At 74.0% G+C, this 12,591-nt stretch carries 11 protein-coding genes; 8 read left to right on the top strand and 3 right to left on the bottom strand.

Annotated features, from left to right (window positions below; all coding sequences use genetic code 11):
• Positions 1-5: 5 nt before the first annotated feature.
• Entirely contained in the window at positions 6-491 is a 486-nt protein-coding gene (locus tag AC3WRM_RS07755; RefSeq protein ID WP_492247573.1) for a DUF3093 domain-containing protein, read from the bottom strand.
• Between the two features lie 51 nt (positions 492-542).
• On the opposite strand from AC3WRM_RS07755, the gene dut reads away from it, so the two are divergent.
• Genes dut through AC3WRM_RS07735 form a run of 4 tightly spaced genes read left to right on the top strand, consistent with a single transcriptional unit; the run spans position 543 to position 2,696 of the window.
• On the top strand, positions 543-1,001 hold the full coding sequence (gene dut, locus AC3WRM_RS07750; protein WP_492247574.1) for a dUTP diphosphatase: 459 nt from the start codon (positions 543-545) through the stop codon (positions 999-1,001).
• Positions 998-1,645 (top strand): DUF3710 domain-containing protein, encoded by a 648-nt coding sequence (locus AC3WRM_RS07745; RefSeq protein ID WP_492247575.1) that lies wholly within the window; start codon positions 998-1,000, stop codon positions 1,643-1,645. Before dut ends, AC3WRM_RS07745 begins: the two co-directional genes overlap by 4 nt.
• Before the next feature lie 9 nt (positions 1,646-1,654).
• Positions 1,655-2,011: an OB-fold nucleic acid binding domain-containing protein gene (locus AC3WRM_RS07740; protein ID WP_492247576.1), complete on the top strand. Its 357-nt coding sequence runs from the start codon at positions 1,655-1,657 to the stop codon at positions 2,009-2,011.
• Positions 2,004-2,696: a DUF3159 domain-containing protein gene (locus AC3WRM_RS07735; protein ID WP_492247577.1), complete on the top strand. Its 693-nt coding sequence runs from the start codon at positions 2,004-2,006 to the stop codon at positions 2,694-2,696. The genes AC3WRM_RS07740 and AC3WRM_RS07735 overlap by 8 nt, the downstream gene beginning before the upstream one ends.
• A gap of 712 nt (positions 2,697-3,408) precedes the next feature.
• Here AC3WRM_RS07735 and AC3WRM_RS07730 read toward each other — a convergent pair.
• Together AC3WRM_RS07730 and AC3WRM_RS07725 are read right to left on the bottom strand one after the other, a co-directional pair.
• Complete coding sequence (locus AC3WRM_RS07730) at positions 3,409-4,071, bottom strand: potassium channel family protein (RefSeq protein WP_492247578.1); 663 nt, start codon at positions 4,069-4,071, stop codon at positions 3,409-3,411.
• Complete coding sequence (locus tag AC3WRM_RS07725; protein WP_492247579.1) at positions 4,071-4,733, bottom strand: potassium channel family protein; 663 nt, start codon at positions 4,731-4,733, stop codon at positions 4,071-4,073. Before AC3WRM_RS07725 ends, AC3WRM_RS07730 begins: the two co-directional genes overlap by 1 nt.
• Positions 4,734-4,852: 119 nt before the next feature.
• On the opposite strand from AC3WRM_RS07725, the gene AC3WRM_RS07720 reads away from it, so the two are divergent.
• From AC3WRM_RS07720 to AC3WRM_RS07705, 4 genes are all read left to right on the top strand, one after another.
• Positions 4,853-6,898, top strand: coding sequence for an APC family permease (locus tag AC3WRM_RS07720; protein ID WP_492247580.1), 2,046 nt, complete (start codon positions 4,853-4,855; stop codon positions 6,896-6,898).
• A gap of 81 nt (positions 6,899-6,979) precedes the next feature.
• Positions 6,980-8,185 carry a class I SAM-dependent RNA methyltransferase gene (locus AC3WRM_RS07715; RefSeq protein ID WP_492247581.1) on the top strand — a complete coding sequence of 402 codons (1,206 nt, stop codon included), beginning with the start codon at positions 6,980-6,982 and terminating at the stop codon, positions 8,183-8,185.
• Between the two features lie 56 nt (positions 8,186-8,241).
• The gene (locus AC3WRM_RS07710) at positions 8,242-11,793 is read left to right on the top strand and encodes an SCO7613 C-terminal domain-containing membrane protein (RefSeq protein ID WP_492247582.1); all 3,552 of its coding nucleotides are present in this window, start codon (positions 8,242-8,244) and stop codon (positions 11,791-11,793) included.
• The gene (locus AC3WRM_RS07705) at positions 11,790-12,506 is read left to right on the top strand and encodes a hypothetical protein (protein ID WP_492247583.1); all 717 of its coding nucleotides are present in this window, start codon (positions 11,790-11,792) and stop codon (positions 12,504-12,506) included. Before AC3WRM_RS07710 ends, AC3WRM_RS07705 begins: the two co-directional genes overlap by 4 nt.
• The last annotated feature ends 85 nt before the right edge of the window (positions 12,507-12,591 follow it).

Genomic DNA, 12,591 nt, shown 5'->3' with positions numbered 1-12,591 from the left:
GGTCGTCACCTCGGGTCTGGAGTGGTCTGGTCAGGAACGTCGGACGCCGTGGGACGCGCCCCGAGCGCGGTCGCGACCGCTCCCGGATGACGGGTGGAGACCAGCCAGTACGGGGTCGGGTCGGCGGGGTCGTCGACGTCGACCCGCACCGCGGTGTCGACGTAGGGACGGACGTGCAGCCACGCGCGAGCGTCGGCGCGTGGGCCGAGGGCCTCACGGGTCGCGACCCGGTCGAGCGGGGTGACGGCACCGACGTGCTCCGCCGTCAGGAACGCCCGCCCGACCCGTAGGCCGTCGGGCCCGGCGTCGACGACGGTGCGTCCGTACGCCCACACCACGGCGCCCGTCAGGACGGCGACGCCGACGAAGGTCACGACCGCGGCGCCGGTGCCGGCGACCACGAGCAGCAGCCAGGCCCACGCGAGGGCGAAGGCGAGCACGCCGACCCACCACGACACAGGTGCCACGAGGCGCTCACGACGGTTCTGCACCCTGCAAGCCTGCCGCATCCGGGCCAGGTCCACCCGAGTAGGGTCGCGACCATGCTCGAGATCGCGGTGCGACGCCTCGACCCGCAGCTCCCGGTCCCCGCGTACGCGCACCCGGGGGACGCGGGCGTCGACCTGCACGCCGCAGCACCGGCCACGCTGGCCCCGGGCGAGCGCGTGCTCGTGCCGACCGGCATCGCCATCGCCCTGCCCGACGGCTACGCCGCGTTCGTCCACCCGCGGTCGGGGCTGGCGCTGCGGCACGGCCTCTCGGTCGTGAACACGCCCGGCACCGTCGATGCGGGGTACCGCGGCGAGATCAAGGTGCTGCTGGTCAACCACGACCTGGAGGAGACCGTCGAGGTGGCGCGGGGCGACCGCATCGCGCAGCTCGTCGTGCAGCGCGTCGAGCACGTGACCTTCCGCGAGGTCGAGTCACTCGAGGACACCAGCCGAGGCGCCGGGGGCTACGGCTCGACCGGCGGCCACCGATCCGTGGGAGAGCACCGATGATCCGACGTCGCCGCGAGCGCGAGCAGACCGTCCCGGACGACACGACCGACAGCGCACAGTCCGACGCTGCGAGCACGCCGACCCGACCGCGCGACTCCACGGAGGCGTCCGCGGACGAGCCGGGCTACGTCGACCTCGGCCCGCTGCGCATCCGCGGCAGGGTCGGCTTCCAGCTGCAGGTGCCGCAGGACGACGGCGGCGGCGCCGGGTCCGTCGTGCTCGTGACGGAGGAGGCGGGCCTGGAGCTGCGCGCGTTCGCCGCGCCGCGCAGCGGTGGCCTGTGGGACGAGGTGCGCGAGGAGCTCGTCGCGGAGGTCCAGCGGCTCGACGGCGAGGTCGAGGAGCTCGACGGGCCGTTCGGGCCCGAGCTCCGCGTGCAGATCCCCGTTACCCTGCCCGACGGCCAGGACGGGTTCCAGCCGTCGCGCATCGTCGCCGTGGAGGGGCCGCGCTGGATGCTGCGGGCCACGTTCCTCGGCTCCGCGGCGCTCGAGCCCGACGAGGACGGCCTTCTGGAGCAGGCGTTCCGCGAGGTCGTGGTCGTTCGTGGCGACGACCCCCGACCCGTGCGCGAGCCGCTGCTGATCGAGCTGCCGCCGGACGCCGAGCCGGTGACCCTCGGTCCTGACGGCGAACCGACCTAGGATGGACGTATGCCTTCGCGACTGAGCCGTGCCTGGCGCCGGCCGACCCTCGAGCAGATCGAGGACGACGAGCTGCAGCGCAGCGCCGACAAGGCCGGCTGCCGCCTGCTGGCGTCGCAGTCCGACCGCGCCGTCTGCTCCCTGCACGGCGAGCTGCGCTCGGTGACCACGCGCCCCGTCTCCGACGGCGTCAGCGCGCTGGAGGCCCAGCTGTACGACGGGTCCGGCCAGGTGACGCTCGTGTGGCTCGGCCGGCGCGAGATCAAGGGGATCGAGCCCGGACGCCGGTTGACGGTCCACGGGCGCATCGGTCGTCGCGGCGACACCTGCGTGCTCTACAACCCGCGCTACGAGCTCGATGCCTGACGCCTCCGCCGAGCCCGCCCGTCACGACGGCCCGGGCGACGGGGCACGTCGCTACGCCACCGTCGAGGAGCTCGTCCGTTCGAAGCTGGCCGAGGCGCTCGGCGGTGGTCGTGGCATCGTCGAGAGCGCCGTCCCGACGATCGTGTTCACCGTCTGCTGGGTCGTCACGAAGGACCTGCGCACCTCGTTGACCGCGAGCGTCGGCAGCGCCGTCGTTTTGCTGGCGGTGAGGCTGGTGCAGCGCTCGACGGTCCAGTTCGTGCTCAACGCGCTCGTCGGCATCGCGATCGCCGCGCTCTTCGCGTCACGCAGCGGCGAGGCGCGTGACGTGTTCCTGCCCGGCATCCTCTACAACGGCGCCTACGCGGCCGTGTTCGTCGTGTCGATCCTGGTCGGCTGGCCGCTCGTCGGCTTCCTCATCGGCAGCCTGACCGGCGAGCCCACCGAGTGGCACGAGGACCGTCAGCTCGTCCGGCTGTGCTCGCTCCTCACCTGGCTGTTCGCCGCCCCCTGCATCCTGCGCGTCCTCGTCCAGTACCCGCTCTGGGCAGGCGACCACGTCGCCCTCCTCGGCACCTCCAAGGTCGTGCTCGGCTGGCCCCTCCAGGTCGCGGCGTTCGCCGCGATGGCCTGGGTGCTGTCGCGCAACGCCACCCCCCTGGAGCCCGGCCCGCACGCTCGTTGACGCTGTCCGCGCTGGTGGTGGTGCTCTAGCGGGTTTCTCGTTCGGGTGGGGCTGCGTCGGCGCGGGCTCTCGCTCGGGTGGGGCTGCGCTGGTGCGGCTTCTCGCGGTGGTACGGCTGCGTCGGTGCGGCTTTGACTCGTCCTGCGCTCCGAAAGGGCCTCGACCGGGCGGCTGGGCGGGGGTCGGCTTCGGGTCTCGGGCTGTGGCCCGCGTGGGACGCAAGATGCTGCGTTCGTGTGCGGAATGGCGAAGGGTTCTGCGTTTGCTACGGGATCCCGTCGTGAACGCAGGAGCGTTCGACCTGGTTCGCGTGAATGCAGAATCTTGGGTGCCCTTTGGGTTGGGGGGACGGAGGATTCTTCCTTCTCGTGGACCGTTCCACGAGAAGGAAGAATCCTTCACACCCCTCGCCCCCTCAGCGGTGGATCCACCACCTGAACAGCGCTCAGAAGGTGGCAGATCCACCGCCGGCACACGCAAACGCAGAATCTTGCGTCCACCGCGAGCCACAGCCCGAGAACCCAGCCCACCTCGCCCGCCAGCCGCCCGGTCGAGGCCCTTTCGGAGACCACACCCACGAGAAGCCGCGCCAGCGCAGCCCCACCCGAGCAGTGAGCCGCGCCACCGCAGCCCCACCCGAACGAGAAGTCACACCACCGCAGCCCCACCCGAGCAGGAAGCCGCGCCCACGCAGCAGCAGGCCCCCGCGACGTCAGGACTTGGGGGAGAGCAGCGACCCGATCTCAACCTCGGCGTCCTCGGCGGTGACGAACAGCAGCTCGTCGCCTGCCTCGAGTGAGCGCTCGGGGTCGGGCGTCTCGATGGCGTTGTCGCGCAGGATGGCGACGAGCACGACGTCGCGCGGCCAGGGGACGTCGCGCACGAGGCGGCCGGTGTAGGGGGAGTCCGCGGGCATGGTCAGCTCCACCAGGCTGGTGTTGCTCTGGCGGAACGTGAACAGCCGGACGAGGTCGCCCACCGACACCGCCTCCTCGACGAGCGCCGACATGAGACGCGGGGTGGAGACCGCGACGTCGACGCCCCACGACTCGCCGAACAGCCACTCGTTGCTCGGGTGGTTCACGCGCCCGACCGTGCGCGGGACCGAGAACTCCGTCTTCGCAAGCAGCGAGACGACGAGGTTGACCTTGTCGTCACCGGTCGCCGCGATCACGACGTCGCACGTCTGCAGCCCGGCCTCGGCCAGGGACGACATCTCGCACGCGTCGGCGAGCAGCCACTGCGCGTCGGGCACGACGTCGGAGCGGATGGAGCCCGGCGACTTGTCGATCAGCAGGACCTGGTGACCGTTCTCCGTCAGCTCGAGGGCGACGGACCGGCCGACCGCCCCGGCACCGGCGATGGCGACGCGCATCAGGCCTCCTCAGGTCCGGACTCGAGGACCGCGTGGGCACGCTCGGCGTCCTCGTCTCGCATGAACACGGCGAGCACGTCGCCCTCCTGCATCACGGTGCGGGCGGTCGCGACGACCCCCGACCCGAGCCGGGTGAGGTACGCGACGCGCACCCCGGCCGCGTCCTCCAGGTCCGAGACGTGGTGGCCGATCCACGGGAACGGCGCGTACACGGTGTCCAGACGCAGCTGGCCCGACGGGTCGCGCCACGCCGGCTCGGAGCCGGCCGGCAGGAGCCGACGGAGCACCTGGTCGGCCGCCCACGGGACGGTGGCGACCGTGGGCACGCCCAGCCGCTCGTACACCTCGGCACGACCGGGGTCGTAGATGCGTGCCACGACGTTGTCGACACCGAACTGCTCGCGGGCCACGCGGGCGGAGATGATGTTGGAGTTGTCACCGCTCGAGACCGCCGCGAAGCCGTCGGCGCGCTCGATGCCCGCGGCACGCAGCACCTCGCGGTCGAAGCCCATGCCGGTCACCGTCGTCCCCGTGAAGCCGGGGCCCAGACGACGGAACGCGTCGGCGTTGGAGTCGATCACGGCCGTCGTGTGGCCGCGCTCCTCGAGGCTGCGCGACAGCGTCGACCCGACGCGGCCGCAGCCCATGATCACGATGTGCACGGGGGCGACGCTACACGGACGGGAGGACGTCGTGGGCCGGTCCGGGGCACCGGTGCCGTGCCGCGTGGCCGCGCCCCGGCGGGCGGACGACCCCGCGGCTACCATCGTCGCTCGTGGGCATGGTCGAGTCCGTCAAGCGGACCATCGTCGGGCGGAAGCTGCGCAGTACCCAGCTGGGGGAGACGCTGCTGCCGAAGCGCATCGCGCTGCCCGTCTTCGCGAGCGACGCGTTGTCGTCCGTCGCGTACGCCCCCGACGAGATCTTCCTGACCCTCTCCATGGGCGGCATCACCGCCTACGCGTTCAACTGGAAGATCGGCATCGCCGTCGTCCTCGTCATGCTCACGGTGGTCGCGTCCTACCGGCAGAACGTCCACGCCTACCCCAGCGGCGGCGGCGACTACGAGGTCGCCACCACGAACCTCGGACCCAAGGCCGGTGTGACCGTCGCGAGCGCCCTGCTCGTCGACTACGTCCTCACGGTCGCCGTCTCCATCTCCTCCGGCGTGCAGAACGCGACCTCGGCGATCCCGTGGCTGGTGGGCCACGAGGCGCTCGCCGCGTCGGTCCTCGTCCTGCTGCTCATGGCGCTCAACCTGCGCGGCACGAAGGAGTCCGGCACCGCCTTCGCCGTGCCGACCTACCTGTTCATGCTCGCCATCGGCCTCATGGCCGCCTGGGGGCTCGTCCGCTACCTGCTCGGCGACCTGCCGCAGGCGGAGAGCGCGCCCTACGACATCGCCGCCGAGGCGCCCTACGACTCCGCGCTCACCGGGCTGGCGATGGCCTTCCTCCTCGCGCGCGCCTTCTCCTCCGGCTGTGCCGCCCTCACCGGTGTCGAGGCGATCAGCAACGGCGTCCCCGCCTTCCGCAAGCCGAAGAGCCAGAACGCCGCCACGACGCTCCTGCTGCTCGGCACCATCTCCATCACGATGCTGATGAGCATCATCATGCTCGCCGACGCCATGCACGTCCGCTACGTCGAGGACCCCGCGCACCAGCTGCTCCTCGACGGCCAGCCCGTCGGCGACGGGTACGACCAGCCCACCGTCATCGCCCAGCTCGCGAAGGCGCTCTACAGCGACGCCCAGCCGCTGTTCTACTTCACCATTGCCTGCACCGGCGTGATCCTCGTCCTGGCCGCCAACACCGCCTTCAACGGCTTCCCGGTCCTCGGCTCGATCCTGGCCCGCGACGGCCACCTGCCCCGTCAGCTCGACACGCGCGGCGACCGCCTGGCCTTCAGCAACGGCATCGTCCTGCTCGCCGTCGCCGCCATCGTCCTCATCCTGGCGTTCGACGCCGAGGTCACCAAGCTGATCCAGCTCTACATCGTCGGCGTCTTCGTCTCCTTCAACCTCAGCCAGCTCGGCATGATCCGGCACTGGACCCGCCACCTCGCGACCGAGACCGACCCCGCCGAACGGCGCCGGATGAAGCGCTCGCGCATCGTCAACAGCTTCGGCCTCGCGATGACCGCCACCGTGCTCGTCATCGTCCTCATCACCAAGTTCCTCGCCGGCGCCTGGATCGCCATCCTGGCCATGACCTGCGTCTTCTTCCTCATGCTCGGCATCAACCGGCACTACCAGCGAGTCAGCGAGGAACTCGCGATCGACGACGCCGACGTCGCCCTCCCGTCCCGCGTGCACGCCGTCGTGCTCATCGGCCGCCTCCACAAGCCCGCCCTCCGCGCCCTCGCCTACGCCCGCGTCGCCCGCCCCTCCACCCTCGAGGCGCTCTACGTCGAGCTCGACCCGCAGGACACCGCCGCGCTGCGCGAGCGCTGGGACGAGCTCGCGATCCCCGTGCCGCTGACCGTCGTCTCCTCGCCGTACCGCGAGCTCGTGCGCCCCGTCGTCAAGTACGTCAAGGAGAAGCGCCGCGAAAGCCCCCGCGACATCGTCAGCGTCTACATCCCCGAGTACGTCGTCGGCCGGTGGTGGGAGCAGCTCCTGCACAACCAGACCGCCCTGCGCCTCAAGGGACGACTCCTGTTCATGCCCGGTGTCATGGTGACGAGCGTGCCGTACCAGCTCAGCTCCGCCGCCAAGGTCAACCCGCGCAGCGTCATCGGCCCCGCGCCGGGCGACGTCCGCCGCGGCCTCGGCGACCAGCCCAGTCCGGAGAAGCCCCACCGCAACCGGCCGGATCGCCGTGAGTGAGCCCGGCCTGCCCGTGGTCGAGGTGGGGCCCGTCGCCCTGTGCCCTCGGTGGGCTCGTGGGCCCGTGCGAGGTGGTCGGGCGTGAGCGAGTCAGGTCTGCCCGTGGTCGAGGTGGGGCCCGTCGCCCACGGCGGAAGCTGCGTGGCGCGGCTGGACGGGCAGGTGGTCTTCGTCCGCCACAGCCTGCCGGGGGAGCGGGTCCGCATCCGCGTCACCGACACCACCAAGCGGTTCCTCCGTGCCGACGCGGTGGAGGTCCTGGAGGCCTCGCCCGACCGCGTCGAGCCGCCCTGCGCCCTCGCCGGGACCTGCGGAGGCTGCGACTTCCAGCACGTCGACCCCGCGGCGCAGCGTCGGCTGCTGGCCGGCGTCGTCGCCGAGCAGCTGCGCCGACTCGCTGGCATCGAGCGCGACGTCGTCGTCGAGGAGGTCCGACCCACCCTCGGGTGGCGCACCCGCGTGACCTGGTCGACCACGCCCGACGGCAGGCCGGGCCTGCGCAAGCACCGGTCTCACGAGGTCGTACCCGTCGAGCACTGCCCCATCGCGCACCCCGACCTGCCCGACGTCACATCGCACCGGTGGGACACCGGGCCGATCGAGGCCATCGTCTCCTCGACGGGACAGCGCCTCCTCGTCACCGACGCGGCCGTGCCCGCCGACCTCGACGTCGACGGCGTGGCCGGTACCGACGGTCACCGCCGCGCCGGCGGCACCCGGCTCACCGAGCACGTCGCACCGCACGACTTCACCGTCACCGGCTCCGGCTTCTGGCAGGTGCACCCCGAGGCGGCACGGACCCTCGTCGACGCGGTCCTGGGCGCAGTCGACGCGCGCCCCGGCGACCGGGTCGCCGACCTCTACGCCGGGGTGGGGCTCTTCACCGCCTTCCTCGCCGACGCCGTCGGGCCGGACGGGCTCGTCGTCAGCGTCGAGGCCGACCGGCAGGGTGCGCGCGACGCCCGCAGGTCGCTGCACGGTCGGAGCCAGGTGCGTCTGGTGGCGGACTCGACCGAGGGCGCCCTGCGCCGCGATCCTGCGCTCGGGGCGGGCGTCGACGTGGTCGTCCTCGACCCGCCCCGCACCGGGGCGCGCAAGGCCGTGCCCGGCGTCGCAGCCCTCGGCGCCCGCCGCGTCGTCTACGTCGCCTGCGACCCGGCGGCCCTCGCCCGTGACGTCGCCACCTTCGCCGAGCACGGGTACCGGCTCGGCCCGCTGCGGGCGTTCGCGCTCTTCCCCATGACGCACCACGTCGAGTGCGTGGCCGTCCTCGACCGCGTCGACTGACCGCCGGGGGCCGGCCGAGGTTGTCCGCGGACCGTCCGGACGGGCAGGGTGTCGCCATGGCCTACGCCGACCCGACCGTCTGCCCCGACTGCAGGGCGGGACTCGCCGGTGCCCGCGTCTGCGCACGCTGCGGCCTCGACCTGCGCACGGCGGAGGCGGGACGGCTCTGGAACCAGCTCCTGCGCGTCGACCGTGACCTCGACCGAGCCCGTGCGGCGAGCCGACCGCCCAGGGTCACGGCGGCGGATCCGGTCCCGGCGGAGAAGGCATCCGTCCCGTCGCCGGCCCCGTCCGTGGCCCGGCTCCCGTCCATGACACCGCCCTCGCCGGCCGCCCCACCTGCCGTCGAGCCGGTCCCGGCACCGGCCTCGCCCGTGCCCCCCGTCGACTCCGTGCCCCCCGTCGACTCCGTGCCCACCGTCGACTCCGTGGCAGCGACGACCCCGCGCACCCCCGTCTCCGTGGGCACGGTCCTGCTCGCCCTCGGCGCCCTCGCCCTGATCGTGGCCGGCGCCATCTTCATCACCGTCTACTGGGGACCCATGGGGATCCTCGGCCGAGCCCTGGTGCTGCTCGCGGCGACGGCCGCGGCGGGCGCCGTCGCCACCGTGGTCACGCGCCGACGGCTGCGGGCGTCGGCCGAGGCGCTGTGGACCGTGTTCCTCGGCCTGTCCACGCTCGACTGGTTCGCCGCGCGCGACCAGGGACTCCTCGGTCTCGACACGGTGCCGGGCGCTCCGTGGGACCTGCTGTGGTGCGGCCTGGTCGTGCTCGCGGTGGCGGGGATCGTCCGGCTCGGGCGGCGCTCGCTCGACGAGGGACGGGAGCTGGTCGTCGTCTCGGTGCTCGGCGGGCTCGCCGGCACCGCGGCCGCCGTCCGGGTGGCCGTCGTGGTCGACGACGGTGGCGCCCGACCCTTCTGGTCCGCGACCGCGGCGCTCGTCGTCGCGCTGGTCGCCGGCGCTGCGCTCCACCGGGCGACGGCGCGGGTGGGGGCCTGGGTCGCTGTCGGTGCCGGTGGGGTCGCCGCTGTCGTGGCGGTGGTCCTCGCCGTCGCGGACGCCGCCGCGCACCCCGCACTCGCCGACCTGGTCGGCGGCGCCCACGGCGTCCCGCTCGCGATCGTCGGCGCGACCGCCGCCGGCGTGGCGTCGTGGAGCCGGCTGCCAGCCGTCCTGCGGACGGTGGCAGCCGCAGCCGCTGTCGCGGCCCTCACCCTGCTGGCGGCCCTGCCCGCCTGGTCGGCGGCACCGCAGTACGGCGCCCTGCTCGTGCTCGCCGCTGTCGCGGTCCCCACGGCATGGGTCCCGGGCGATGGACCGTGGGCACGCGGGGCCCGCGCCGCGGGCATCGTGCCCTCGCTCCTGGTGGCCCTCGCGCTCTTCCCGTGGGGAGCGCAGCTGCTGGCCGTGGTCGGCGAGGCGCTCTCGACGACCGGCGGGGCCCGTATCGACCGCCCGCTCACGACGTTCGACGTCCCGGGCACCGACCGGCCCTGGCTCGCGTGGGTCCTCGGCGCCGCGGCGACCCTGGTCGTCCTCGGCCTGGCACGCTGGCGCGTCACACGGCACCTGCGCGCCTGGGCGCCGGGCGCGGCCACCAGCGTCGCGGTCGTGACTGCCTGGTCGGTGCTGGCCGACTCGGGCCCGTCCGCGGTGCTCCTGGCGGGGAGCGTCGTCGCCGGTGGCCTCGTGCTCTGGGCCGTCACGACCTTCACGTGCCCGGCGGGACGGTCGCCCACACTCTGGTGGTGGACGTCGGTCGCGACCGTCGGCGTCGCTCCCGTGCTGGCCCTCGACGCACCGTGGGCGTGCGTCGTCGTGTGGGCTGCCGCGACCCTCGCCCTCGTGCTCGTCGCGCTCGTGCGGGCGCCTCGCCCGGGGAGTCCCGTCGCGCTCGGTCTGGCCGCCGCCTGGGGACCGGGGACCGCCGGGGCGCTGGTCGTGGCCCTGGACGGCGACGCGCAGGTCCGGCTGGCCGCCCTCGTCGCCGCGCTCGTCGCCACCTTCGTCGTCGGCGTGCTCCTGGTCGGCGACGACGCTCGGCGCACCGGAGTCGAGACCGGCGTCGCGGCCGCACTGCTCGTGACCGTCGCGACGAGTGCGGCCGAGGTCGGCCCCGTGGCCGGGGCGCTCGCCGCGCTGGCGGTCGGGGCGACCCTGGTGCTCGTCGCGGCCGCGCCGCACGGACGCCGCGTCGTCCACCCCGCCCTGGCCGCCACGGCTGCCGTCGTCGCGGACCTCGTGGTCGCGGGGGACTGGTCCACCGCGTGGTGGGTATGGGGCGCCGCAGCGGTCGTGGGCCTGGCCGCCGTCCGCGCAGCACGGCCGGCACCGGTGCAGGAGTCGGCGGCTGCCGTCGCGACCGTGCTCGTGGGGCTGGTGACCGTGCCCCCCGTGCTGCTGGCGGAGGTCGGCACAGGTGCGGCCGGCGTCGTCCTCTCCGGGTCGGCCGCCCTCGCCCTGGTCCTCGCCGGCACCGTCCTGCGGGACCGCACCGGCCGGATCGGGGTCGAGATCGGCTCGGGCCTGCTGGCCCTGGGCGGCGTGGTGGTCGGCGCCGCCGTCGTCGAGGCCGACGTCGTGTGGCTGGTCGCGGCCCTGCTGCTGCCCGCCGCGGCCGCCGTCATGGTCTCGCTCCTGGTCGGGGACCGCGCCGTGCTGCGGGGAGTCGGCGGGGTGCTGGCGGCCGCCGCCGTGGCCGGGTGCATCGGCGAGTGGGAGACCGCGGTGGCCGCGTGGCCGGTGGCCGCGATCCTCCTCGCGGCCTGCGCGGTGCCGGACGACGGGCCGCCGTGGCGCGACCTCGCGGCGTCGGCCGCGTCCGTGACCGCGGTCGCCTCGACGGTCCCGGTGCTCGCGCTCGTGGGCGCGCCGGCGACCCTCGCCTCGCTCACGGTCCTCCTGGCGGCCCTCGTGGTCCTGGCGGCGGCGTCCGCGCTCCTCGACGACCGTCGCGGACGCCGCGGCGTCGAGCTGGCCACGGCCACCGCGGTCCTCGTCACGCTGCTCTGGGCGGCCGGCACGACCTCGCTGGGCTGGCTCGCCCTCCTCCTCACCCTGCTGGGCGTGACCCTCGTGCTCGTGTCGCTGCTCGTCCCCGACCGTGCCGTCCTGCGCTGGGCGGCGTCCGCGCCGCTGGGTCTCGCGTACGTGCTGAGGCTGGTCGCCAGCGACGTCGGCGTCGTGGAGGCCTACACGGTGCCGTTCGCGCTCGTCCTGCTCGGTGCGGGCGTGTGGGTGCTCCTGCGATCGGAGCCGCCGCGCAGCACGCTGGTCGCGCTCGGGCCGGGGCTCGTGCTCGGGCTCCTGCCCAGCCTGCCGCAAGCCCTGTTGGCCCCCGCGAGCCCGCGCGGGCTCACGCTGGGACTCGTCTCCCTCGCGGTCCTGGCCGTCGGGGTCCGGCTGCGCTGGCTGGCGCCGTTCGTCGCCGGTGCGGTCCTCGTGGGGCTGCTGCTCCTCGTCCAGCTCGGTCCCGTCGCCGTGGCGCTCCCACGGTGGATCCTCATCGCCGTCGCCGGTGTGTCGATGCTCGCCGTGGGCATGACGTGGGAGAGTCGGGTGCGCGACGGCCGCGCGGCCGCCCGCTGGATCGGAGCGATGCGATGAACGACTCCCAGGACCTCTCGCCCGCGTCCGACCTCGGCGAGGAGGAACGCACCGTCGGTGACCTGCGTCGCTCGGCGCTCGCCCAGGACGTGCTGCTCTTCTGCGTGGCCTTCAGCGCGGGGGCGCTGCTCGTGGTGGTCGCCCGGATCCTCGGCAGCGCGACGACGGGCGACGTCTGGGATCTCGGCCGCTCGGACGGCCTGCTGCTCGGCGGCCTCGTCGCCGGTGAGCTCTTCGTGCTGTGGAACAACGGACTGCGGCAGGGCCTGCGGGGACACAGCATCGGCAAGCACCGCGAGGGCCTGCTCGTGGTCCGCACGTCCGACGGGCGGCCCACCGGTGCTGCTCGGGGCCTGCTGCGTGGTCTGGCCGCCGCGGTGCTGCTCGACCTCGCCGTGGCCGCGGTGCCCATCGGGCTCCCCACTGTCCTGCGCACGGCCACCCCGGACGCCTGGCACCTCGGGTTCGCGGCCTACCTCGGCCTCCTGGCGCTGCTCGTCCCGCTGCTCGTCGGCATGCACCGCGGGGTGCTCGACCGCGTCGCCGGCACGGAGGTCGTCCGCGCCCACGGCGACGGTGCGGCGACGTCGGCGCCGCGGCGTCGGGCCCTGGTCGTCCTCGACGCGGTCGGCGTGGTGGGCGTCCTGGCGGTCTGCGCGGCGCACCTGGCGTTCATGTGGCCGCTCCTCTGGCGCTGGCCCGGGCTGCTCTGAGCCACCGCTCCTCACGTCGCCGGACATTCCTCTTGACATCGTGTATCTTGATATCAAGAGACTTTCTCGACCGGCAGCTCCCGCG

This window comes from Aeromicrobium sp. EU05-FHT14F07, assembly GCF_058790455.1.
Note: the sequence above shows the minus strand (reverse complement) of the source record. Positions and strands in the feature narration are given on the sequence as shown.